This is a genomic window from Natranaeroarchaeum aerophilus, from assembly GCF_023638055.1.
In the GTDB taxonomy this organism is placed as follows: domain Archaea; phylum Halobacteriota; class Halobacteria; order Halobacteriales; family Natronoarchaeaceae; genus Natranaeroarchaeum; species Natranaeroarchaeum aerophilum.
The window spans coordinates 812,946-836,201 of record NZ_JAKRVY010000001.1 but is presented as its reverse complement, the minus strand read 5'-3'; the positions used below and the strand labels follow the sequence as shown (position 1 = coordinate 836,201).

Here is a 23,256-nt window from a genome sequence, read left to right as displayed (position 1 = left end):
ACGACTGGCTCAGATCATTCGCCTTCGCATGGAATCAGCTTATCTGAACACGACCACGAGGCGGGTGCAAAACCATTTGTTCCTTTCCACTACAACTGAAAACCATGAATACGGATCGCCGTATCGATCACAAAGGCCGGGTCACGATTCCCAGAGAGATACGTGACCAACTCGACATTGATCCAGGCGAATCAGTCAGCATTGAAGTGAGGGGGGGTAAGATCGTTATCCGACGGAAGATGGAGCGAACTGACGCCGTCGAAAGACTGGACGGATGCATCAACGAAGAGACCCGTCGTGACGCAACCGAGAATCTGACACCGGAAGAGCTCAAACGCCAGTGGACTTCGGACCTGTAGTTCGAGCGAATTAGTATCTATTCTCCATCGTCCAGCCCCTCGATCAGCGTTTCGAGCGTCCCGATGTGGGCCTCGAAGCTATCGCGTCCCTCATCGGTGAGTTCGTAGGTCGTCCGTGGTTTTCGGTCGACGAACTCCTTTTCGACGGCGACGGTATCCGCTTCCTCCATCCGCTGGAGATGGTTCGAGAGATTTCCCTCGGTGAGATCAAGCACCTCGGCGAGCTCGGAGAACGTTGCTGAACCGTGCCGGTAGAGGTACGCAAAGAGCTGGAGTCGGGTCGGCTGGTGCACGAGTTTGTCGAACTCCATGGTCACCTCGCGAGGAACACGTACGAGGCGATGCCGTGGATGGCAAAGAGGATACCGAAGCCGGCGTAGCCCCACTCCTGCAGGACGCCGATGTTCGGCATCGCGGCACCGTAGGCCAGCATCCACACTCCACCGACGTAGAACGCGTACCGATCCCGATCACGGATCGGATAGGCCCGCAACGACGCTGCCTGGACGATATAGAATGCGCCGACTGCGATAACAATCAATCCGAACACCGTCGTCTGATCGCCCTGCAGCGGTGCGATGGCCACGAAGACGGCGAGCAACAGCCCAACGATACCCGCACCCTGCATGCGTATACTCGGTCTGCGCTCGCTGGTCGTCCTGTCGTAGCTGTCCAGCCGAACGCGTGCGTAGACCGCGCCGATCACGTAGAACCCACCCCACGAGAGCCAGTGTCCCCACGGTGAGAGCTCGAACGTGATCACGGCCTGTGAACCGAGCGAAGCGAACACTCCGAGAGTTGCGTAAAGTAGCCAGAGCTGGAATGCTGCGGGATACCGCTCCTGAATCCCCATCGCCTCTTTGATCTGGTCGAGGTCCTCACGGAGTCGCTCGGGATCAGCATTCATGGCGTTAGCCGTTCCGTCTTCAGAACTCATCGTGCCACCCCCGGTCGAGCGGTGTCGCTGCTGTCTCGGTCAGTTCGTGCGCTTGGTGTGACGTCGAGCATTGTATTACACAGACTACTCTACATTGTAAAAAAGTTTACGTTTGAGTGTACTTTGTATAGCAGAGTGAGTGATTAAATATCCAACCATACTGTGCAGACAGCCATCATAGCCCGATTGGCGCAGAACACCAATAATAACCAAGTTATATTCATAGCTTATAATACCGTCTAGACCAACGGTTTCGATATGACGTTCAGCGACGAACTGCTCGACGACGGCCAGCACATCTGGGAGGCACAGAAAAACCACCCGTTCGTGACCGAACTCGCGGACGGAACGCTCGATCCCGCGGCATTCGAGACGTGGGTGCGACAGGACTATCGGTACCTGCTCGATTACGCGCGGACGTTCGCCATCGGAGGAACGAAGGCCGGAGACGAGGAGACGATGACGAGCCTGCTCGGCGTCGCTCACACGACGCTGGATTACGAGATGGACCTGCATCGGGAGTTCGCGGCCGACTACGGGCTCTCCGTGGAGGAACTGGAGGCGACGACGAAAGCGCCGACCTGCGTGGCCTACACCAACTTCCTCGTCCGGACCGCCCACGAGGGCTCGCTCGCCGAAATCGCGGCCGCGATCTACCCCTGCGGACAGGGCTACCTCGATATCGCCGAACACATGGCAGAACTGGCCCAGGAGGAACACCGGTACACACCCTTCATCGAGAAGTACACCAGCGAGGAGTTCCACGAGGCCGTCGACTGGATGCGCGAACTCGTGGACCGGTGTGGCGAGCGCTACCCGGGCGAGCACGACGCGATGCGCGAAGCGTTCCTGACGAGCGCGCGACTCGAACACCAGTTCTGGGAGATGGCCTACACGCAGGAGGGGTGGGACCTGTGAGTACCGGGGAGTCCGAAGACATCCTGTCGTCCTACGCAACGTACGCCGAGCAAGTCGCGGACCCACGGTTTACCGACTGGCTCCGCGAGCGCAGCGAGCCGACGTGGACCGAGGCAGTCGAACACCGGTTCACGCAGGAGCTGATCGACGGCACCCTCGACGACGTCGTCATGGCCCGATATCTGGTGCAGGACTACGCGTTCGTGAACACGCTGGTCGGCACGTTCGCGGAGGCGGTCGCCGACGCGCCGACGATGGCAGAGAAGCGACGCCTCATCGAGTTTCTCGACGCGATTACGAGCGACGAAAACGAGTACTTCAAGCGGTCGTTCGACGCGCTGGACGTGCCCGAGAGCAAGCGAACCGACCCGGAACTCACCCCCGCGACGGCCGCGTTCGAGGACCTGCTCGTGCGGGCGGGCGAGGAGGGCGGGTACGCCGAAACGCTCGCAGTGCTCATCCCGGCGGAGTGGATCTACCTGGAGTGGGCAAGCGGCGTCGACGAGCCGCCCGAACAGTTCTACCTCGCGGAGTGGATCGAACTGCACGCGATCCCGTCGTTCGTCTCCTTCGTCGAGTGGCTCCGCGAAGAGCTGGATCGAGTCGGCCCGACGCTCTCGCCGCGACGACAGCAGCGGGTTGCCCACCTGTTCGAGCGCACGGTCGATCTTGAAGCGGCGTTTTTCGACGCCGCCTACGAGCAGTCGCCGCCGTCGCTACGAGTCGATAGCGAGTGATGCGCGGATCTACAACCCGATCCGGACGTCGTCTCCTGCCCTGAGCCCGAACGCTTCGTCACCGCGACCCTGGTTGACGTCGAGTTCGACGTTGCCGTGACTCCCCACTGTCGCGAGCCACTGACCGACCGGGACCGACGCGAAGGTATCCCCGACGGGGACCGTCTGACCGTTCACTTCGACCTGCTCGAAGCCCTCGATAGCGTAGCCCGGAACGTTGGTGATGACGTTGCCGAAGCCGTCGACGACGAGCACCTCCCCGACGAGCTCGTCGTCGCGGATATCGGGCTCCGGAAGTCGGAGGTCGACGTGCTCGTCGACGCGGGACACCCTGTCGAGTGCGCCGATCGGCTCGTCAGTTTGCCACCGCTCGTGGACAGCCGCGGCCGCCGGTGCGAAGACGTCCCGGCCGTGAAACGTCGAACTTTCGGCGTCGCTGTCCTCGATCTCGTAGACCGTCAGTTCGTCATCGGCAAGCGCGCGTGCTGCCGAGAGGACCACGCCGTTGTCCGGGGCAACAAGGGCGTGCTCGCCCGCCTCGACGACCACGGCCGCCCGATCGGTGCCGACGCCGGGATCGACTACGACAAGATGGACCGCGGGCGGAAAGTACGGCAGGATCTCGCGAAGCCAGAACGCGGCCGCACGGACGTCCTGACGCGGGAACTCGTGGCTCACGTCGACGAGCCGCGCGTCACTTTGCTGGAGAATGACGCCCTTCATCGCCGCCGGATAGGGCGAGCCGAAGTCGGAGGCGAGCGTTATCATCTAGATGCCGTCGGTCTCACTGACGCGCTGGATCCGCTCGATGCCGCCGATCTCCTCGACGACTTCGACGACCGCATCGGGAACCAGCGGCTGCCAGTTCTCACCTTTGATCATCCGTTCGCGGACCTCCGTCCCTTCGAGGACTTCGCGATTGAACATCGGCGACTGCCGAACCTCGACGCCCGCCTCCTCGAACAGCTGGATAACGAGCGGGTTATTCGAGTAGGCAATCTCGAACTCGGGGCTCATACTCCGGACATGGCTCACCCAGACCGAGTTCCGTTCGAGGTCCTCGATCGGGACGGCGTAGGTAACCAGATCGAGATCGACGAGCGATTTCGTGATCATCATGATGCGCTCGCCAGCGGTAAACGGGTCGTGTTTCGTGTGGGAGGCGTCGGCGCTCCCGATGCCGAGCACGAGTTCGTCGATGTCGTCGTCTTCGACGATCCGCTCGACCATGTTCAGGTGCCCGTTGTGAAACGGCTGGAACCGGCCGATGTAGCATCCGCGGTTCATACCGGCAGTTGATCGCAATCCGGGTTAAGCGTGGTCTTTCTCGGGCGAGCGGGCTATCGACGAACCATCGGCGCTCATCGGTGGGTGGTGGTAACGGTAGCCTTTCCACCGAACTAAGAGCCGTACGGCGGTTTTCTCGGTGTAAAAGAGCAGCGAGAGGGAGAAAGTATATCAGTGGAGGCCCCCTGAAATCAGGTAACAGAACGATTCTATGAGTAACGACAGGGATACCGACGAAGCGCCCCAGAGTGAGGGGGATACCGATCCGCCCGTGGAGTCCCCGATGTCCGATAAGAGCTCCCGCACAGACTCGGCTGACGACGCGGGGGGATCAGGCACTGTCGACGAGGGCTCGACGGAAGACAAACGAAAGTCCGAGTCGGACGACATGAACACGCCCGACGAGTCGGGCGACGGAGCCGACTCCGAGGAGGACTTCGATTCGGAAACTGACCCCGAGAACCGGGACGGTGATCGAGTCGACCGGTCGGATATCGACGACGACTACGGTCTTGACGACGATCTGGGCAGCAAGGTCGAAGCGGACGTCCGCGACGATTTCGATGAGGACGATCTGCTTGGCGGGCTCGACATCGACTCGACCGCCGACATGTCGATCCCCGACCAGATGGTCGATCAGGTGATCGGTCAGGACGAGGCCCGTGACATCGTCAAAAAGGCGGCAAAGCAGCGCCGTCACGTCATGATGATCGGCTCGCCGGGGACCGGCAAGTCGATGCTGGCCAAGGCGATGAGCCACCTCCTGCCCAAGGAGGATCTCCAGGACGTGCTGGTCTATCACAACCCCGACGACGGTAACGAGCCGAAAGTCCGGACTGTTCCGGCAGGGAAAGGCGAACAGATCATCGACGCCCACAAAGAGGAAGCCCGCAAGCGCAACCAGCTTCGGACCTTCCTGATGTTGATCATCGTCGTGATCATCCTCGGCTACACGATCATCTCCAACGCCTCGATCCTGCTGGGGATCATCGCCGCCATCGCGGTGTACATCCTGTTCCGCTACACCCAGCGTGGCAGCGACGCAGTCATCCCGAACATGATCGTCAACGCCACCGATCAGACGACCGCGCCGTTCGAGGACGCGACCGGTGCCCACGCCGGTGCGCTGCTGGGCGACGTCCGGCACGACCCGTTCCAGTCCGGTGGGATGGAGACGCCGAGCCACGACCGCGTCGAACCCGGTGCGATCCACAAGGCCAACAAGGGCGTGCTGTTCGTCGACGAAATCAACACGCTCGACGTCCGCAGCCAGCAGAAACTGATGACGGCAATTCAGGAAGGCGAGTTCTCCATTACGGGCCAGTCCGAGCGCTCCTCGGGTGCGATGGTCCAGACCGAGCCCGTCCCCTGTGACTTCATCATGATTGCGGCGGGGAACCGCGACGCGCTGGAGAACATGCACCCCGCGCTGCGCTCTCGTATCAAGGGCTACGGGTACGAGGTGTTCATGGACGACACCATCGACGACACCCCCGAGATGCGCCGCAAGTACGTGCGCTTTATCGCTCAGGAGGTCGAAAACGACGGCCGGCTACCCCACTTCACGCCGAAAGCGGCACGCGAAGTGATGCTCGAGGCGAGGCGTCGCTCCGGCCGCAAGGGCCATCTGACGCTTCACTTCCGGAACCTCGGCGGACTGGTTCGCGTCGCAGGCGACATCGCTCGCGCCGAGGACAAGGAGTTCACCGAGCGCGAGGACGTCCTGCAGGCGAAACGCCGCTCGCGGTCGATCGAACAGCAGCTCGCGGACAACTACATCGAGCGTCGCAAGGACTACGAGCTCACCGTTGCGGACGGCGACGTGGTCGGCCGCGTCAACGGGCTCGCCGTGATGGGCGAGGATTCGGGCATCATGCTCCCGGTCATGGCCGAGGTCGCCCCCGCACAGGGCGGCGGCCAGGTGATCGCCACCGGGAAGCTTCAGGAGATGGCCGAGGAGTCCGTCCAGAACGTCTCGGCGATCATCAAGAAGTTCTCCGACGTGGATCTCTCCGAAAAGGACGTCCACATCCAGTTCGTGCAGGCGGGCCAGCAGGGCGTCGACGGCGACTCGGCGTCGATCACGGTCGCAACCGCAGTGATCTCCGCGCTCGAAGACATGCCGGTCCGACAGGATCTGGCGATGACCGGCTCGCTGTCGGTCCGGGGCGACGTGCTCCCGGTCGGCGGCGTCACGCACAAGATCGAGGCCGCGGCGAAATCCGGCATCGAGACGGTCATCATCCCCAAGGCCAACGAGCAGGACGTGATGATCGAGGACGAGTACGCCGAGCAGATCGAGGTCATACCGGTCAGCCACATCAGCGAAGTGCTCGACATCGCGCTGACCGGCGAGACCGAGAAGGACAGCCTCGTCGACCGGCTCAAGTCGATTACGGGCAACGCACTCGACCGACAGGTCGGTGCCGGCAGCCCGAGCCCGCAGTAGCGTTCGGGGGTCCGTAATTTTCTTGTCGTCCGGCTGACGAAAGTTGGGTATGGATGTCGAATCCCTGCTAATTGGTAGCATCCTCGTGGTGATCGGTATTGCCCTCCTCGCGTTCGGCGGTCGGAAGCTGCGCACCCTGCTACGATTGCGCGCTGACGACCCGGTCCCGATCGGTGATGCGCCGTATGAGGAGAATCCGGTCGAGGTGGAAGGAACGGTCGAGACGGCTCCAGGCGAAGAGCCCTTCGAATCTCCGTTTGTGGAGCGCGACTGTGTCGCCTACGAGTACAAAATCGAGGAGAAACGTCGCTCCGGTGGCCGCAACAAATCCAGCTCGTGGCGAACGATCGAATCCAGCGAGGAGAGTCAGCCGTTCGTCCTGTCGGACGACTCCGGCCGCGCTCACGTGATCCCCGACGGCGCCGACCTGTCGCTGGAGAGCGAGCGCCAGCGCGACTCGCTGTTTTCGGAGTATCTCCCCGGCAACGTCTCTGTGGGGGGTGGGTTCTCTCTCGGCGGGTTCTCGCTCGGTGGCGGGCGGAAACGCTATACTGAGGAGCGTCTCGACGTCGGCGAGGAGGCCTACATCTACGGCGAAGCAAGCCACAACGCGGCCGACGTCGATGCAGACGTCACCCTGAGCCTTGGCGAGGAAGTCCCGAAGTTCCTGATCTCGGATACCTCTGCCGCCGGAACCCATCGCCGGTATCTGCTGAGCGGCGGCGGGCTGGCGCTGCTGGGAGTCCTGCTGACTATCGTCGGTGCGATAGCTATCTTCGGTGCGCTGTGATTGCGGGACCGCGTTGTCTCGTGGCGGTGCCCTTTTGTCGGTTCGGCGGACTCCTCATACTGTGACACAGTGGGGCATCTTCGCGGCGGTCGCACTGCTCGTGACCGTTCTCGTCCTCGTGTTCGCCCGACAGACCGCGGCTCTCGCAGCGGAAAGCGACGTGTCGGCTGATGGTTCAGAGAGCGAAGGGCTGGATGCGGGCACGGGCTCTACTCGCCCGCAGGAGCCACCGGAGCCCGACGTCCCGGAGGCCGATCCGGACGCTGCCGCCACGGACGAGCGTTCGGCCACCGGTATCGAGGGCGAGCCGATCACCTCACGCCGGTCGCTGGATCTGTCGGACCTTTCGAAGCGCGAACTGTTCGCAAACGTTGCGCTGACACAGGGGTTGTTCGGAGCCGTGCTCGTCGGGACGGCGTGGTGGACCGGCGTCCCGGCAGCGGCGCTCGGCATCGAACGGACTGCCGCGAGCATTGGGCTCGAAGCCGTCGCGCTCGGGCTGGGCATCGGCGTCGCGCTGTACGTCGCCAACGCCGCGGCGGCGGTCGGTCTGGAACGCATCGGCGTCGGCTTCGACGAGTTCCTCCGGGAACTGCTCGCGCCGGAGTCGGGCCGTGAGTGGGCCGTCCTGCTTTTCGCGGTGTTGCCGACCGTCGCCCTCTTCGAGGAACTGCTCTTCCGGGCGGCGCTGATCGGGGCGCTCTCGATCGGGTTCGGGCTCTCGCCGTGGCTCCTGGCCGTCCTCTCCTCGGTGGCCTTCGGGCTCGGTCACGGCCTGCAGGGGCCGGGCGGAATCCTCGTGACGGGCGTACTTGGCTTCGTTCTCGCCGCGGTCTTTATTCTGACCGGCAGCCTGCTGGTGGTTGTCGTCGCCCACTACGTGATCAACGCCGCCGAGTTCGTCGTCCACGAGGGGCTGGAGATCGACCCACGAGAGATCCTCGCAAACTAAGTGGTCAGTGGGTCTGGACCCGTGTATGAGTGGTATCGAACGGGTTCCACGGCGGGCCTATCTGGTGCTGGTCGGGAGCGTTCTTTCCTACGCCGGGATCGTCCTGTACGGGCTCGTGACCGGCGATCCGATCGCGGAACTCACTGCAGACGTGTTGTTCGGACTGATCGCACTCGGTATCGGCGGTGGTCTGTACTGGGTCGCCGAGAGTCGAACCGACCCGCTCCGGGCCGCGGGAGCCAGTTTCGTCACCGGCGGGCTGGCACAGTTCATTGCGATCCTCGCCGAGGACCCGTGGATCGACTTGCTCGCGACGCTGGCAGTGCTTGGTGGGATTGCCCTGTACGTGTACGCGACCCGGTACGCGAGCGATTGAACGGCGGGGTGATCGCCCCCGTCATCGACGGGTCAGCTGCAGAAGCGCTAGCTCATTCGTCACGGAACTCCACACCGGTAATCTCGAATCGAGCTCCGCCCGACTCGCTCTCGGCCACCTGAATTTCCCAGTCGTGGGCCGCGACGATCTCCGAGACGATGCCGAGTCCGAGTCCGGTACCCTCGGTCCCCGTCGAGTATCCAGTCTCGAACACCGATTCGCGTTCCGCAGCCGGGACTCCCGGACCGTCGTCCCCGACGTAGAAGCCGGTCGGCAGTGTCCCAACGGTCACGGTCAGGTCCGTTTTCTGTGACGAATTGCTCGTGGAGCCGTGCTCGACCGAGTTGCGAAACAGGTTTTCGAACAGCTGTTTCAGTTGTCGTTCATCGGCGTAGATCTCGCGGTCCGTCTCGACGACCAGCCGCGCGCCGTGCGTCTCCACGTTGTCCCAGCATTCTTCTGTGAGTGAATCGAGTGGAACGACGGATGGATCGGTGACATCGCCCCCGTCGCGTGCGAGCGTCAATACGTCGTCGATCAGACGATCCATGCGCTCGTGGGCCGCCGCGACCTCACCCAGATGCTCGTTGTCGTCCATTTCGCGAGCGAGCGCCAGTCGCCCCTGTGCGACGTTCAGTGGGTTTCGGAGGTCGTGGGAGACGACACTCGCGAACTGATCCAGCTTTCGAATCTGCCGTTCGAGCTCTTGCTCACGGTGTCGCTGTGTCGTGACATCCTGTACGAGAAGCAGGTAGCCGACGTGTTGGCCCCGGTCGTCCGAGACGGGGACCGATTCGAAAAGGAGGTACTTGCCGTCGTGTTCGATCGTCACCTCCGTCGATCCGTCCCCAGTCAGTTCCGATTCGTACGTCGAACGGAGGGCGGCGTCGCCGAACGCCTCACGAACGGGTGTTCCGGTAGCTCCGCTGTCAAGGTCGAGGAGTCGCCGAGCAGCGGGGTTGCTATCGGTGATTCTGTCATCCATGTCCACAACAAGCATCCCGACGTTGACGGTATCGATCAGTTTTCGGCGTGCAATCGGCGCGACGTCCGTGTACTGATAGCGGACGATAGCGATGGTGTACGAACCGATCGCCACGATGAATCCGATCGGCGTCGTATCGACCGGAACGTAGCCGAAGACGTAGATGAGATTGAACGGGGCAGCGACGGCCAGTCCAATCAACAGTGCTACGGCCTGACCGCGATACAGGCGGTGTCGTGACCGGTAGATGAACCTCGTCAGGATCACCACGTAGGTGAGAATAACGGCGTAGCTGATCACGAGATGTGCCCAGAACAGCGGCCCCCAGTGCTGTTCGACACCGATCGGAACCGTCCCGTCCAGATCGACGAGAAATAGCCGACCCGGATTCACGAAGCTCACGAACAGTACGACGAGCAGATAGATGCCAACCGCGCCAGCGGTGCGTTGATTGACGTATCGTTCGTAGCCTGCATACTCGAGGGCGAAGCCGAGGCCACCGAGAACGGACCCAGCAGCACCGACGTATCTGAATCGGACAGTCCACTCCGCCACACCGGGCGATGGATGTGTCGAGAGCAGGAGTGCCCCGGACCAGACAAAGGCCGCAACCGTCGTCACGAAAAGCGAGGTCGCACCGCTTTTGCCCCGGTTACGCCATAGCACTGCGCCGAAGCCGAGACTTGCTACTGCAGCAAACGCGTACGTGAGCCGAACTGCCGCCAGTGTCGAATCCACTGATGACTTGATAGAGTAAGGGGTGCCAATAAAGCTTGATGGCTAATCGGGCATCGTCGCACCCGTCGGTCGGTCGATCCCGTCTCACATTTCGTCTTCCAGGTGAACGGCAAGGGTCTTGCGGCCCCTTCAGCGAAGCCCCTCGATCGCTCGCAACTGCTCGACCACGTCCGGCGGCGTCGCGCCCGGCCCGTCGCTAATACGATGATCCGGGATGAAAATCGGTGCGGGGTTCTCTCGCAGTGCGGTCCGAACTGTTTCGAGATCTCCATCATCTTCGTGCGAGAGTCCGGAGGTCATCCGGGTCAGGGCGTCAATACCGATCGCTTTTCCGAAGGGAACGTCCCGCACGGATTCGAGGACGCGTCGCTGGTCAGTTGGCACCGTGAGTGCGACCTGCACGTCGTCGAAGCCATCCTCCTCGCGGGCCGCGAGGTAGGCGTCGAGTCGATCCAGCAGCGGGTGGTCGGTCGTCGCCTTGGCGTCCGGCGTTTCCGGAAACGTCACGCGGAGCACCTTGCTACTTGCGACGCCGATCTGAACGTGGCGGTCGATCGGTGCGAACTCCCGTGCGTAGATTCCGGCGTCTTCTATCATGTATGCGCATCCGTTCGTCAGGGCCTTGAAGATTCGCCGGACCGGTGCGCAAGTCTTATGTACATATCCGTCCGTTAATGTACGATAATGGACGCTGAAGACGAGATCGCACCGGCGGTTCAATCAATCCTCGACGCGGCCCGATCCAGAGCCGATCCGGGCGGCGAGCGTGTCGATATCGAGCCGCGGTCGCTTTCCGACGCGCTGTCGGCGACCGAAGCGGACGGCCGAGCGCCGGTAATCGCCGAGGTGAAACCGACGAGCCCGACGACCGAGGGAACCCGCCGGGACGATCCAGTCGAACTGGCACAGGCGATGGTTGACGGTGGGGCCGCGGCGCTGTCGGTGCTGACCGAACCCGACCATTTCGGTGGGAGCCCGGAGTATCTCGAACGGGTCCGCGAGGCCGTCGACGTCCCAGTCCTGCGAAAGGACTTCATTCTACGCGAGTCCCAGCTAGACGCCGTCGAGGGCGATGTCGTCCTGCTGATCGTCCGCTTCGTCGACGATCTGGAGGGACTGCTCGCGGCGGCTCGTGAACGCGGCTTCCAGGTGCTCGTCGAGGCCCACACCGAGGCGGAGGTACGAGAAGCGGTCGCGGCGGGAGCCGAGTTCATCGGCGTGAACAACCGCGATCTGGCGAAACTCGATGTCGATCTCGGTACGTTCGAGCGAGTCGCCGACGCGACTGCCGAGGGGACTGAGGACGTCACGCTGATCGCTGAAAGCGGCATCTCGACGCCCGAGGACGTCCGACGACTGCGTGCAGCGGGCGCTGACGCCCTGCTGATCGGTAGCGCGATAATGAACTACGAGGAAAGCGACAACCCGGCGAAGATAGTGCGGTCGAACACCGAACGACTCACTAACGCCGAGTCCCGAACGCGGGACAACGAGCGAACAGACGGGCGGACGACGGAGACACGACAATCATGAGCACGACGAAATTCGGAGAGTACGGCGGACAGTACGTGCCGGAGGTCCTGATGCCGGCAATCGAGGAACTGACCGACGCCTACGAACGGTACGTCCTCGACAACGAGGATGGTTTCATGGACGAGTTCCGGGAGCGACTGGCCGACTTCGGCGGGCGGCCGACGCCGATCCAGCGCGCGGATCGGCTCAGCGAGCGCTACGACGCCGAGGTCTATCTCAAGCGCGAGGACCTCCTCCACGGCGGCGCACACAAACTCAACAACGCGCTGGGACAGGTCCTGCTTGCGAAGTATATGGGCAAAGAGCGGATCGTCGCGGAGACCGGTGCGGGCCAGCACGGCACCGCGACGGCGATGGCGGCAGCCCACCTCGATATGCCCTGCGAGATCTACATGGGCAAGCGAGATATCCGTCGTCAGCGCCCCAACGTCTTCCGGATGCGGCTGAACGGCGCGGAACTGAATCCCGTCACCGTCGGGCGCGGAACGCTCAAGGAGGCGATCAACGAGACGATGCGCGACTGGGCGACCAGCGTCGAGGACACCCACTACGTCATCGGCTCGATCGTCGGCCCTCACCCGTTCCCGCGGATGGTCCGGGACTTCCACTCGGTGATCGGCGAGGAGATCCGGGCCGGAATCGAGGAGAAAACGGGCGATCTCCCGGACAGTCTCGTGGCCTGTGCGGGCGGCGGCTCGAACACGATGGGAACGTTCCACGACCTCGTGCCCGACGAGGAGGTCTCCCTGTTCGCGGTGGAGGCGGGCGGCGACGGACTCATCGTCGACGACGAGGAGGGTGTTGCACCACACTCGGCCTCACTGTCGACCGGGAGCGAGGGGGTGCTCCATGGCGCGCGAACGAAACTACTGCAGGACGCCGACGGGCAGATCGTCGAGTCCCACAGCGTCTCCTCGGGCCTTGACTACGCCGGGGTCGGTCCCGAACTCTCCTACCTCGTCGACGAGGGGCGCGTGACGCCGGTCAACGTCGACGACACTGCGGCGCTCGAAGGGTTCCACCGCCTCTCGCGGACCGAGGGGATCATCCCCGCGCTGGAATCGGCCCACGCGCTGGCGTTCCTCGAAGCGGAACTCGGCCCGGACGCCGACGGCGAGCACGATCTCGGCGAGGTGATCGTCGTCAACGTTTCGGGCCGCGGCGACAAGGACCTCGAAGCGGTGATCGAGGAGACCGAAAAGCGTGATCTCGACGCCGCTCCCTCGATGGAGGTACTGTATGAGTAACGACGTCAGGGTGGCCGTCTCCGGCGACGAGCCGGCACTCGTCCCATACATTACGGCGGGCGACCCCTCACTTGCGGCCACCACCGAGTACGTCGAAGCGCTCGCGGCGGGTGGCGCGGACGTGATCGAACTCGGGATGCCCTTCTCGGAACCGATCGCCGACGGGCCGACGATCCAGAACGCCATCCAGCGCTCGCTGGAAGCCGGGACGACCCCCGAGCGCTACTTCGAGCTTGTCGAATCGCTCGACATCGACGTGCCGATCGTCTGTATGACGTACTACAACCTGCTCTATCAGTACGGCGAGGGCGAGCCGGGCGACAGCGACTACGAGCGCCTGCTCCCGTTCGTCGAGCGTGCCGCCGAGGCAGGGGTCTCCGGGCTGATCATCCCCGATCTCCCCGTCGACGAGAGTGACCCGCTTCGGCAGGCCTGTGACGAGTACGGCGTCGATCTGATCTTCATCGTCGCGCCGACGACGACCGACGAGCGCCTGGCGAAGATGCGCGAGCAGGTGTCGGGCTTCGTCTACGTACAGGCCCGCCTCGGGACGACCGGCGCACAGGCCGATGTCAGCGACGCAACCCATGAGAGCCTCACGCGACTCGCCGAGTGGGAGGTGCCGAAAGCGGTCGGTTTCGGCGTTAGCGAAGGGCAGCACGCAACCGAGATCGTCGAGGCCGGTGCGGCGGGCGTCGTCGCCGGGAGCGTCTTCGTCGACATGATCGCGGCGGGCGAGGACGTCCCCAACAAACTCGAAGCGAAAGCGCGAGAACTCAAGCAGGGCGCGCTCGACGGCGCGGTTTCGAGCACGCCCGAACCGGGCAAATAACCCCCGCGAATCGCAACACCCATAACCGGCGATTGCCACAGATTCTCATACTATGAATACAGGAACCCTCGCACGACTCGGGCGGATCGGGACAGACGGGAACTACCTCATCGTCCCAATGGATCACGGGATCACGATCGGTGCGGTATCGGGCCTCAAGGACATCGAATCGACGATCGACGGGATCACGAGCGGCGGCGCGGACGCCGTTCTCACGCAGAAAGGACTCGCCGACCGCGTTCACGCGCACAAAAACGGTGCGGGCTACATCATCCATCTCAATGCGTCGACCTCGATCGGTCCCGATTCGAACGACAAACGCCGGACAGGAACGGTCGAGGAAGCCGTTCGTGCCGGTGCCGATGCGGTCTCCTATCATATCAACGTCGGCAGCAAGTACGAACGCGAACAGCTCGCTGATCTGGCGGAAGTAACCGACGAGGCCGACCGCCTCGGGATACCCGTGCTGGCGATGTCCTATGCCCGCGGCACGCATCTGGAAGGCGACGACCCCGAGCACAATGCCGAGTATCTGGCTCATGCCGCCCGACTGGCCGAGGAGTGTGGTGCGGACGTCGTCAAGACCGCCTACAGCGGGGACGCCGAGAGCTTCGAGCACGTCACGAGTTCGACCAGCCTCCCGGTCGTGATCGCCGGGGGCAGTCCGGGCACCGACCGCGCTACCGTGGAGATGGTTCGCGGCGCGATCGACGCCGGTGCGGACGGCGTCTCGATGGGCCGATCGATCTTCCAGCACGACGATCCGGAAGCGATTACGACCGCGGTCAGTGCCGTTATCCACGACGACGCCACTGTCGAAGAGGCACTCGAACGAGCCGGACTCGCCGTCGAAGCCTAACGTTTTTTGTCGTCTCCGCCGCGCTCTCTGCCATGACGCTATTCTAGTGCCATCCGTCTCACGATGTACTCGATTTCGTGCAGACAGGTGACTGTCTCAGCGTCAGGGCCGTATTCGAGTGTCACGGACACTTCACTGGGGACCTCATATCGGGCATCCACTTCATCGAACTCCGGATCCGGACAGGAGAGGAGCCGGTCACGCAACGTATCGACGCGTTTTGAGATAACGATCCCTGCACGGTATCCGTCTGCCGACAAGGAAGACTCGAAACCAGCCCAGCTCGCATCGTCGAGCTCGAGTTCGGTTTTGTCGTTCAGCGCGTCGAACGCGGCACTGGCTGCTGCCCCCGCACAATCCTGTTCCGGATCCTCGCTCTCCTCGACTACTACAGTCGTCTCGATCGGTTCAGCCTGCCCGGTCCACTCCCCGTATTCGATCTCGCAGTCGTCGGGTTCGCGGTATTCGTCCTCGGGTTCCTCCCCGTTTTCGCTTGCTGAGTCACCAGCTGGTGGATCGAGACAGCCTGCAAGGAGGGCCGTGGTGCTCGCGGCGAGAACCTGCCGGCGGCTCGGCAACGTCATCCTGTCGCCTCCGATGTGTCCGTGGCCATAGAGAACGGTACCTGTCGGTGCGGAAAATGTTTTGTGCCCCTGAAGGGTTCATTGTTGCCACTACAACTGAGTCACGAGAACCGGTGGGCCCAGGCCACGCTCGAACGGGCCGTACTCGCCGTCGAAGCCTAACGTTTTTTGTCGTCTCCGCCGCGCTCTCTGCCATGGACGCTATCGACCGAGTACACGTGGTCCCCCTCGGCAACGAGTTCGACCGGATCGTCGAACCGGTAACTCGTCTCAAAGCCGACATCGTCTACCTCCTCGAAGATCCCGACCCACACGTCGACGAGCGGACGTATCACGACGAGATCGAAGCGGCACTGGCGGACGCCGGCGTCGAGATCCGAACGCGCTCGTGTGACCTTGCGGACGTCTACGACGTGCTCGGAGCGGTGACAACGATTGCTGCCCGACACGAGGGAGACTCCGTGCGTGTAAACGTCTCCGGTGCGGGCACCCTCGCGGCTGTCGGCGCGACGATCGCCTGCATGGACGTCTCGACCGACGCCACACCGTACTACGTCGAACCCGAGGGGTACGCCCACGACGCCGCCGAGACGCCGATCAGTCACGGGATGGCCGGACTGTCGGAGCTGCCCTCCTATCCGGTCGACTCACCCTCCCCCGACCAGATCTCGCTGATGGCGTTTCTGCTGGAACAGGAAGGAACCACGAAACGACCAAAAAAGCGCGACCTCATCGAGTACGCCGAAGACGAGGAGCTATCCTTCATGACCGAGCGGGCACCGGCGAACGACAAGGCGAAGTTCAGACTGCTCGACTCGGTGATCGCCCCGCTCGAAGAGGATGGCTACGTCGAGGTCCGCTCGGTCGGCCGTCGCCGTGTCGTCGAGCTGACCGAGCAGGGCAGAAACGCCGTGCGAGCGTTCCGACACAAGATCGACGCGACGCCGGAGTCGTAGTGAGCGACCCGTCGGCGGAAGGCAAGTGGAGGGCCGAAACGGCTGGAGGGCCGAAGCGTCAGCGGGCTCTACGAATCCGGCGGAGATAGCTCGGCGTCGACGAGATAACTGTCGAGCGCAACGCCCAGCTGGGCCGAGCGCAGATCCGCCCGAAGCCGGTGATACCGGGCCTTGAGCGGCCGGACGTCCGCCTCTGGCGGGAGGGGGTCGATCCCCTCTGGGACCGCGAACTCGTCGGGGTCGCCCGGACAGAGGACGCCGGTCAGTCGTGGCGGCCCGGCGCGCTCGCGGGCGGTCGCGACGAGCACCGCACGGCACCGACAGACACGGGCCTGGAGTCGCTCGATCACCGCGTCGTCCGCCGGGTCGTCGAGCGCGTCGAGCAGCTCGTCCTCGGCTTGCATGACGTCCGAGATCGGACAGCTGTGGGGCGCGATCTCCGCGAGCGGAGCGGCGTCGCCACGGAGCCGACGCTGGACGATCCCCACGGCCGCGACAGCGGTCGGGACCGCGCCGACCACCTCGGCCGTCGACCCGACGCGCTGGACGAGCACGTCGGCGAGCCGTGCCACGCGCTCGTCCTCGGTGAGCGAGTGCACTCCCGCGTCGCTTGTCGTCACGGCATCGAGCCGTCGTCCGATCTCCGACGTCATACTACCTGCTTGTCGGAGTGCATACTTATCAATTATCGAGATAGTATCATTACAACTGTTACAATCAGTAGTGTTTAGAATGACTCGAAAATAGGAACGGCCGGTGTGCCGATATCACCCACGCGTTCCGCCACGTTCAAGCCGGACCGCTGCGAGCGTATGGACATGACACGCGAAGTCTGGCTGAAAGCCGACAGTTCCGTCGGCGACTGGGACCGGCGGCGCAAGCGGATCACGGCGGGCCTCGAATCGGGCGTCGACTGGGTGCTCGTCGACGAGGGCGACGTTGGGAAGGTTCGCGAGCTCGGCGACGTCAACGTGGCGGCCTTCCGTACCGGGGGAGACGTCGACGTGATCGACGACGCGGAGAGCGACGCGGACGACATCGAAGAGCCCGACGCCTACGTGGTCGGCAAACACGGCGAGGGCGACGGGACGGTCGATCTTCCCACCGACTTCTCCGGCTCGGCCGATCTGACGACGCTCCGGCGGAACGACGACCGCACGCAGGGAGCCTACGTCCGGATCTTCGACGAGGACTACGAGGCGTTCGCCGAGGCCGCTGCCGAGGAAGCCGAGTACACGATGATCGTCAGCGAGAACTGGTCGATCATCCCGCTGGAGAACCTCATCGCCCGGATCGGCGACGAGACGACGCTGATCGCGGGCGTCACGAGCGCCGAGGAGGCCCAGACGGCGTACGAGACGCTGGAGATCGGGGCCGACGCCGTGTTGCTCGACAGCGACGACCCCGACGAGATCCGCTCGACCGTCGACGTCCGGGACGAGGCGGAACGCGAAACGCTCGATCTCACGAGCGCAGAAGTGCTGACGGTCGAACGGGCGGGCAGTGCAGACCGCGTCTGTGTCGACACCGGCTCGCTGATGGACCACGACGAGGGGATGTTGATCGGCTCGATGTCCCGTGGCCTCGTCTTCGTCCACGCGGAGACCGCCGAGTCCCCATACGTCGCCTCACGCCCGTTCCGGGTCAACGCCGGTGCGGTCCACGCCTACATCCGGACGCCCGATGGCGGCACGAAATATCTCTCGGAGCTAAAAAGCGGCGACGAGGTACAGGTCGTCGATACGGACGGCAACACCCGTGAGGCGGTCGTTGGACGCGTCAAGATCGAACAGCGCCCGATGTTCCGGGTCGAGGCCGAACTCGGGGACGGTGATCGGATCGAGACGCTGATCCAGAACGCCGAGACGGTGAAAGTTGCGACGACGGAGGGGCGCAAGGCCGTCACTGATCTCGAAGCCGGCGACGAGATCCGCCTCTATCACGAGGATACCGCTCGCCACTTCGGGGAAGCCGTCGAAGAGAAAATCATCGAAAAGTGACTGCTCCCACGACTGAACTCGTGGGCTTTCTCGTTCATTTCGTGTAATCAGGCGTTTTTCACGCTGTCGGTGTCACCCGTCGGCTCCGCGTCGGCGGACGCCTCGGTCTCCGCGAGCTGGTCGAGCTCGGTCGTACACCAGTGACAGAACGTCAGATCCTCGTCGAGGTCCTTCCCACAGTGTGGGCAAGAGGGCACAGTGTCCTCGTCACCGGCCCGTGTTGTCGTGGGCCGGTCGACGTACGCCGCCAGTACGTATGCATCGAGCATGTTGAACACGACGATCGACGCGAGCGCGAGCGATTCGCCAAAGGAGAGCTGTTCGGCGACCGCCTGTGCCCCAGCGAGCACCGAGTCGGCAGCCTCGAACGGCTCGTTCGGGACGATGAAGACGACCGCGGAAACGACCAGTCCGAACCAGAGGAGCGCACGCAGCCAGCGGCGGAGGTACGCGTGTCCGAGACCGGGGTAGACAAAGGCAAGCAGAACGGCGATCAGCGGACGTTTCCGGATCATGACCTTTCCTGCGAGTAGCTACCGTGGACTCATTAGACTGTCGAACGCGAGCTATTCGGAACGCAACTGGTCGACGAGCGTCCGGAGCGTCGCGAGATCGTACTGGCCGGGCGCGGTCGCGTCCGCCGGATCGACCGGCGCATAGCCGATCCGGGAGCCGTACAGCGGTGCGACGGCCCGCGAGTGCCGCCCGACCTCGCCCATTGCCATCGTGGCAACCGTCCTGCCTGTCGCCGAAATCGCCTGCGTCGCACCGAGCAAATCGAGGACATCCCGTGATGTCTGTGCGGTGACCGCGAGCTTGCCGATATCACCGTGCTTCGATGCCCGGCGGAGCAGTTTGCGGAGGTCGGCCGAGGACGGAGTCCGCTCGAAGTCGTGAACCGACGCGATGATCGGGATCTCCGCCGCACGCACGTTCTCCGCGATCGCGACACCTTCCGGCGTTTCGAGCGTGTGAAGTTCGACGTCGATCGCCTCGACTGCCGACACCTGCGCGGCCTCTGCGAGTGCGTCGAGACGCCCCGGCCTGGACGCCTCGCCGCCCTCCCACTCGGCACGGTTCGTGGCGATGATCGGTAACTCGCCGTCGTACGTCCGGAGCTGGGAGAGGGGGTCCTCGGCGAGGTCCATCCGAAACTCGATTGCGTCGGCGTGTTCACGTGCCGCCGGCTCGTCGTCGAGCGTTGCCGTCGCGGCGGCGAGCACGAAAGTGTCGAAGTTCATATCTGCGCGAACGTGAGGCTAGCTCAAAAAGCATACGTTGCGCGGCGACAGAGCGCGACGAAGTCACTCACAGAGCAAAAGCGGTGTCCGATCAGGCGAGACCGAGGCTCTCCTCGGCTTCGAGGAGCTCGTGATAGCGGTTGCGGATCGTCACTTCGGAGATATCCGCGACTTCGCTGACCGCGGCCTGGGTCGTCTTCTCGTTGGTCAGGAGAGCGGCGGCGTAGACCGCAGCGGCGGCGAGGCCGACCGGCGACTTGCCGCTGTGGACGCCTTTCTCCTTGGCGTTCTGGAGGAGTTTGCGGGCGCGGTGCTCGGACTCGTCGGAGAGGCCGAGTCCCGACGCGAAGCGGGGGACGTAGCTTTCGGGATCTGCAGGCTGGACTTCGAGGCCGAGCTCGCGGACCACGTAACGGTAGGTGCGGGCGACCTCGTTTTTCTCGACGCGGCTCACTTCCGCAATCTCGTCGAGACTGCGGGGGACGCCTGCCTGTCGCGCGGCGGCGTACACACAGGCCGTCGAGACGCCTTCGATCGAACGTCCCGGGAGGAGGTCCTCGTTGAGCGCGCGGCGGTAGATGACGCTTGCCGTCTCGCGGACGTTGCTCGGCAGACCAAGGGCCGACGCCATCCGGTCGATCTCACCGAGGGCCTGCTTGAGGTTGCGCTCCTTGCTGTCGCGGGTACGGAACCGCTCGTTCCACTTGCGCAGGCGCTGCATCTTCTCGCGCTGGCGGGAGCCAAGCGAGTTCCCGTAGGCGTCCTTGTCGCGCCAGTCGATGTTCGTCGACAGCCCCTTGTCGTGCATCGTGTTCGTCGTCGGTGCACCGACGCGGGACTTCTGGTTTTTCTCCTGGGCGTCGAACGCGCGCCACTCGGGGCCGCGGTCGACCGAGTCCTCCTCGACCACAAGCCCACAGTCGTTACAGACGGTTTCCCCGTGTTCCTCGTCGTTGATCAGCTGGCCGCTGCACTCGGGACAGGCGAGTCCCTCGTCTTCGGTTTCCTGTTCTTGCTCTGCTGCTCTCGATCGGGTTCGCGTTCGGGTGTTTTGTTCTGTCATGGTGCGAAGGCGGCTGCTAACCGGGCAGGTAACCCTGGAAAAATCCCGGGTGATTCCTTTCGTATGACTTGCGAGCACTACTATATAACTTCTTTGGAATATGGGCACCATACTCGGTGTCGAGCCGTTATACGCCTCGAATAGCGACAGGAATCAAAACATTCTTGTTGATGAGTATCACGCAACCATCGCGTCGATAACCGTCTCCTCGTCCACGACGAGGTTGTACGCGCCCTCGTCGTCGTTCCAGAGCGCCAGCACAGACTCGAACGCCAGGAGGTCGCCGTACCCGGCGTCAGCCAGATCACTGTTGAGTGAGGTCTCACGCGTCAGGACGGCGTAGTGTTCAACTGACTCGCTGCCATCACTGATCTTGAACAGTGGATTGCCGCCATCCGAGAGCGAGTGACTGAGTTTCAGCGCGACCAGATCGATCCGGTTCGAGACGTGGTCTTCCATGTCGGCCATCTTCGCCCACCGATCGGGATTGGGCGTCACGTCGAGACGGCGTTTCCCGTCAGTTCGGAGGATCGAGTGGGAGAACTGTACGTCGACGTTGACGAACTCCCCCTGATGGTGGTCCGGCCCTGACGCGGCGTCCTCCAGTCGCTGCTGGAAGGCGGGGACTTCGAGATCCGGTTTGACATCGAACGACCAGCCGCGATCGGTCGGCGACTCGCCCGGCCAGAGCCTGACCGTCGGCGAGTAGACCGTCGCGCCGGGTCCCGACGGATCGTCGGCGAGGGCGCGTTCGACCGCCCGCAGTTCGGTGCTCGTGTTCCGGTCCGCCGGTGCGAGCGCAAGTAGCGACCCCGCTGGCGCGAGTACGTCGAGATACCGCCGGGCAACCGCTATCGGATCGTCCAGTTCGCTGAGGACGTTCCCGAAGACGACCAGGTCGAACTCGTCATCGCCGTCAACCGCAGTCGGCTCGAACGCCTCTGCACGCTCCCGGTGAATCTCCGTGTGGACGTTTCGACCAGTTTCATCGAGCATCGACGCCAGCACGTCGGACGCCTCGCTCGGTTCCACTGCGTGATACTCCACGAGCGCGTCGTCGGGCAACAGGTCACACAGGCCCAGCGCGGGACCGCCAACACCAGCCCCGACATCGAGCACCCGCAGTTTGCGCGGAAGCAACCGTCGCTCAATCAGGTCGGCGAGGGCGTACTGGACGACTGCGTAGTAGTCCGGCAGATGGTAGATCCCGTAGCCCAGCGCCGCCTCATAGTCGTACTCGACCGGATGCTGGCGGTAGTAGGCGTCTTTGAGCTTTCGGATCCGCTCGCGGAGGGCGTCACCGGAGTCGCCCTCCGACCAGTCCACCCCGTACTCTGTGACGAGTAGTTCTTCCAGAACTGTCCCGTACTCGTCGGGGAACCGGTCGACCCGCTCCACGCCGGTCGCGACCGGGTCCTCGTCGACTGGCACGAACGTTCCCTCGTCAGTCTCGACGAGTCCAAGGTCGAACGCCTCCTCGCGAAGGGTCTGACGTACAACCGCAGGGTGGGGCTGGCTCTCGACGTACTCGTAGATCTCTTCGGGATCGATCGGCCGGACCTCCCTCATGTATTTCGCCGTATCCCGAATCGCCGTTCGTTCGTCGTCACTCATCGTCGGTCCTCCCGGCCTCCCGATAGAGTCGCCTGAACTCCTCGTCGTCCGCATCCGCGATCCGTGCCGCCGCCGCGGCGACATCTTCGGCCCCGTCGAAGGTCGACTGGATCTCGGTGTACACGTCGGGGTTATTCCCGGTCATCTGCTCGACCAGCGCTTCCAGCCCACCCGAGATCGGCGTCTGGAACCGTTCGGGGACGTCCTCGGTCGCCAGCGCGTAGGCAAGCACCGCCGCGTGCGCTCCGGATTGTACGTCGTCCATCGCCCTATCGTGTTCCTCGGACGTGGTCTCGAACAGGTCGTTGCCTGCCACCGCGAGGCTCCCGCGGAGCGTGTCGGTGGCCGGTCCCGGACTGTCGGCCACGACGGCGACGTTCCCCGGCGCGTTCTCCGGCGCGAACAGCGGGTGGAAACTGACGCGTTCGAGATCTGGGGCGTGGGCGTCCATAGCTGCGACGGGGCCAGCCATCGCGCCCGTCACGTCAACGATCGCCTCGGTCGCCCGGTCGGCGTACTCGGCGATCGCCGTTTCGGCAGCCGACATCGGCACGGCGATACAGACGACCTCGTACGTCTCGTCCGGTGCGGCGACCCGCCCATCGATGGCATCCGCCGCGCTCGCCGCGGCGTCCGCGTCGATATCCGTAAAGACCGGTGTCGCGTCGACGCTCTCGCCGAACCACCGCCCCATCGCGCCTGCACCGACGATCAGTACCTCCATCGACGCGAGATAGCAATCCTCGCCTCAAAAGGGATTCGGAGTGCCGTTCCGAAGGGGTTTTAGCCGCTTCGCGGA

General features: G+C 63.7%; 26 protein-coding genes. 13 read left to right on the top strand and 13 right to left on the bottom strand.

The features are described 5' to 3' along the window. Positions 1-104: 104 nt before the first annotated feature. Complete coding sequence (locus tag AArcSt11_RS04330; RefSeq protein ID WP_250594938.1) at positions 105-359, top strand: AbrB/MazE/SpoVT family DNA-binding domain-containing protein; 255 nt, start codon at positions 105-107, stop codon at positions 357-359. A gap of 17 nt (positions 360-376) precedes the next feature. Here AArcSt11_RS04330 and AArcSt11_RS04325 read toward each other — a convergent pair whose 3' ends face one another. Both AArcSt11_RS04325 and AArcSt11_RS04320 read right to left on the bottom strand, forming a co-directional pair. Continuing rightward, positions 377-670, bottom strand: coding sequence for a winged helix-turn-helix domain-containing protein (locus AArcSt11_RS04325; protein ID WP_250594936.1), 294 nt, complete (start codon positions 668-670; stop codon positions 377-379). A gap of 2 nt (positions 671-672) precedes the next feature. Beyond that, positions 673-1,296 carry a hypothetical protein gene (locus AArcSt11_RS04320; protein ID WP_250594934.1) on the bottom strand — a complete coding sequence of 208 codons (624 nt, stop codon included), beginning with the start codon at positions 1,294-1,296 and terminating at the stop codon, positions 673-675. Between the two features lie 258 nt (positions 1,297-1,554). Between AArcSt11_RS04320 and tenA the strand changes: the two genes are divergently transcribed. Both tenA and AArcSt11_RS04310 read left to right on the top strand, forming a co-directional pair. Continuing rightward, positions 1,555-2,214, top strand: coding sequence for a thiaminase II (gene tenA, locus AArcSt11_RS04315; RefSeq protein ID WP_250594932.1), 660 nt, complete (start codon positions 1,555-1,557; stop codon positions 2,212-2,214). Further along, positions 2,211-2,951, top strand: coding sequence for a TenA family protein (locus AArcSt11_RS04310; RefSeq protein ID WP_250594930.1), 741 nt, complete (start codon positions 2,211-2,213; stop codon positions 2,949-2,951). Before tenA ends, AArcSt11_RS04310 begins: the two co-directional genes overlap by 4 nt. A 9-nt stretch (positions 2,952-2,960) precedes the next feature. Here the strand turns inward: AArcSt11_RS04310 and AArcSt11_RS04305 are convergent, their stop codons facing one another. Together AArcSt11_RS04305 and AArcSt11_RS04300 are read right to left on the bottom strand one after the other, a co-directional pair. Continuing rightward, positions 2,961-3,719 (bottom strand): SAM hydrolase/SAM-dependent halogenase family protein, encoded by a 759-nt coding sequence (locus AArcSt11_RS04305; RefSeq protein WP_250594928.1) that lies wholly within the window; start codon positions 3,717-3,719, stop codon positions 2,961-2,963. Then, positions 3,720-4,238 (bottom strand): nicotinamide-nucleotide adenylyltransferase, encoded by a 519-nt coding sequence (locus AArcSt11_RS04300; RefSeq protein ID WP_250594926.1) that lies wholly within the window; start codon positions 4,236-4,238, stop codon positions 3,720-3,722. A 211-nt stretch (positions 4,239-4,449) separates the two neighbouring features. Between AArcSt11_RS04300 and lonB the strand changes: the two genes are divergently transcribed. The 4 genes from lonB to AArcSt11_RS04280 all read left to right on the top strand — a co-directional run bounded on the left by lonB (position 4,450) and on the right by AArcSt11_RS04280 (position 8,805). Continuing rightward, positions 4,450-6,687 (top strand): ATP-dependent protease LonB, encoded by a 2,238-nt coding sequence (gene lonB, locus AArcSt11_RS04295; RefSeq protein ID WP_250594924.1) that lies wholly within the window; start codon positions 4,450-4,452, stop codon positions 6,685-6,687. Positions 6,688-6,736: 49 nt separating this feature from the next. Then, positions 6,737-7,477 carry an E3 ubiquitin ligase family protein gene (locus AArcSt11_RS04290; protein ID WP_250594922.1) on the top strand — a complete coding sequence of 247 codons (741 nt, stop codon included), beginning with the start codon at positions 6,737-6,739 and terminating at the stop codon, positions 7,475-7,477. 61 nt (positions 7,478-7,538) lie between these two features. Continuing rightward, positions 7,539-8,429 (top strand): CPBP family intramembrane glutamic endopeptidase, encoded by an 891-nt coding sequence (locus AArcSt11_RS04285; RefSeq protein ID WP_250594920.1) that lies wholly within the window; start codon positions 7,539-7,541, stop codon positions 8,427-8,429. A 25-nt stretch (positions 8,430-8,454) separates the two neighbouring features. Continuing rightward, positions 8,455-8,805 (top strand): hypothetical protein, encoded by a 351-nt coding sequence (locus tag AArcSt11_RS04280; RefSeq protein ID WP_250594918.1) that lies wholly within the window; start codon positions 8,455-8,457, stop codon positions 8,803-8,805. Between the two features lie 52 nt (positions 8,806-8,857). Here the strand turns inward: AArcSt11_RS04280 and AArcSt11_RS04275 are convergent, their stop codons facing one another. Further along, positions 8,858-10,528 carry a sensor histidine kinase gene (locus tag AArcSt11_RS04275; protein WP_250594916.1) on the bottom strand — a complete coding sequence of 557 codons (1,671 nt, stop codon included), beginning with the start codon at positions 10,526-10,528 and terminating at the stop codon, positions 8,858-8,860. 129 nt (positions 10,529-10,657) lie between these two features. Continuing rightward, complete coding sequence (locus AArcSt11_RS04270; RefSeq protein ID WP_250594913.1) at positions 10,658-11,125, bottom strand: MGMT family protein; 468 nt, start codon at positions 11,123-11,125, stop codon at positions 10,658-10,660. A gap of 87 nt (positions 11,126-11,212) precedes the next feature. Here AArcSt11_RS04270 and trpC point away from each other — a divergent pair, with 87 nt between their 5' ends. From trpC to AArcSt11_RS04250, 4 genes are read left to right on the top strand one after another with little or no spacing between them, the layout of a single operon-like run. Then, positions 11,213-12,061, top strand: coding sequence for an indole-3-glycerol phosphate synthase (gene trpC / locus AArcSt11_RS04265; protein WP_250594912.1), 849 nt, complete (start codon positions 11,213-11,215; stop codon positions 12,059-12,061). Then, positions 12,058-13,308 (top strand): tryptophan synthase subunit beta, encoded by a 1,251-nt coding sequence (gene trpB / locus AArcSt11_RS04260; RefSeq protein ID WP_250594911.1) that lies wholly within the window; start codon positions 12,058-12,060, stop codon positions 13,306-13,308. The genes trpC and trpB overlap by 4 nt, the downstream gene beginning before the upstream one ends. Continuing rightward, positions 13,301-14,140 (top strand): tryptophan synthase subunit alpha, encoded by an 840-nt coding sequence (gene trpA / locus AArcSt11_RS04255; protein WP_250594910.1) that lies wholly within the window; start codon positions 13,301-13,303, stop codon positions 14,138-14,140. The genes trpB and trpA overlap by 8 nt, the downstream gene beginning before the upstream one ends. A 52-nt stretch (positions 14,141-14,192) precedes the next feature. Further along, a complete protein-coding gene (locus tag AArcSt11_RS04250) occupies positions 14,193-14,999 on the top strand; it encodes a 2-amino-3,7-dideoxy-D-threo-hept-6-ulosonate synthase (RefSeq protein ID WP_250594909.1) in 807 nt (268 codons plus the stop codon). 38 nt (positions 15,000-15,037) lie between these two features. On the opposite strand, the gene AArcSt11_RS04245 is transcribed toward AArcSt11_RS04250, so the two are convergent. Further along, entirely contained in the window at positions 15,038-15,583 is a 546-nt protein-coding gene (locus AArcSt11_RS04245; protein WP_250594908.1) for a hypothetical protein, read from the bottom strand. 194 nt (positions 15,584-15,777) lie between these two features. Here AArcSt11_RS04245 and AArcSt11_RS04240 point away from each other — a divergent pair, with 194 nt between their 5' ends. Further along, on the top strand, positions 15,778-16,539 hold the full coding sequence (locus tag AArcSt11_RS04240; RefSeq protein WP_250594906.1) for an HFX_2341 family transcriptional regulator domain-containing protein: 762 nt from the start codon (positions 15,778-15,780) through the stop codon (positions 16,537-16,539). Between the two features lie 68 nt (positions 16,540-16,607). On the opposite strand, the gene AArcSt11_RS04235 is transcribed toward AArcSt11_RS04240, so the two are convergent. After that, a complete protein-coding gene (locus AArcSt11_RS04235; protein WP_250594904.1) occupies positions 16,608-17,192 on the bottom strand; it encodes a hypothetical protein in 585 nt (194 codons plus the stop codon). A gap of 165 nt (positions 17,193-17,357) precedes the next feature. Between AArcSt11_RS04235 and AArcSt11_RS04230 the strand changes: the two genes are divergently transcribed. Then, positions 17,358-18,539 carry a 3-dehydroquinate synthase II gene (locus tag AArcSt11_RS04230; RefSeq protein WP_250594903.1) on the top strand — a complete coding sequence of 394 codons (1,182 nt, stop codon included), beginning with the start codon at positions 17,358-17,360 and terminating at the stop codon, positions 18,537-18,539. Positions 18,540-18,586: 47 nt separating this feature from the next. On the opposite strand, the gene AArcSt11_RS04225 is transcribed toward AArcSt11_RS04230, so the two are convergent. The 5 genes from AArcSt11_RS04225 to AArcSt11_RS04205 all read right to left on the bottom strand — a co-directional run bounded on the left by AArcSt11_RS04225 (position 18,587) and on the right by AArcSt11_RS04205 (position 23,181). Beyond that, positions 18,587-19,054, bottom strand: coding sequence for a DUF6677 family protein (locus AArcSt11_RS04225; protein WP_250594901.1), 468 nt, complete (start codon positions 19,052-19,054; stop codon positions 18,587-18,589). A 51-nt stretch (positions 19,055-19,105) separates the two neighbouring features. Next, positions 19,106-19,780 (bottom strand): type I 3-dehydroquinate dehydratase, encoded by a 675-nt coding sequence (locus AArcSt11_RS04220; protein WP_250594900.1) that lies wholly within the window; start codon positions 19,778-19,780, stop codon positions 19,106-19,108. Positions 19,781-19,871: 91 nt separating this feature from the next. Continuing rightward, entirely contained in the window at positions 19,872-20,843 is a 972-nt protein-coding gene (locus tag AArcSt11_RS04215; RefSeq protein ID WP_250594899.1) for a transcription initiation factor IIB, read from the bottom strand. Positions 20,844-21,020: 177 nt separating this feature from the next. Next, positions 21,021-22,457, bottom strand: a complete 1,437-nt coding sequence (locus AArcSt11_RS04210) for a small ribosomal subunit Rsm22 family protein (protein WP_250594898.1) — start codon at positions 22,455-22,457, stop codon at positions 21,021-21,023. Continuing rightward, positions 22,450-23,181, bottom strand: coding sequence for a prephenate dehydrogenase/arogenate dehydrogenase family protein (locus AArcSt11_RS04205; RefSeq protein ID WP_250594897.1), 732 nt, complete (start codon positions 23,179-23,181; stop codon positions 22,450-22,452). Before AArcSt11_RS04205 ends, AArcSt11_RS04210 begins: the two co-directional genes overlap by 8 nt. Positions 23,182-23,256: the final 75 nt, after the last annotated feature.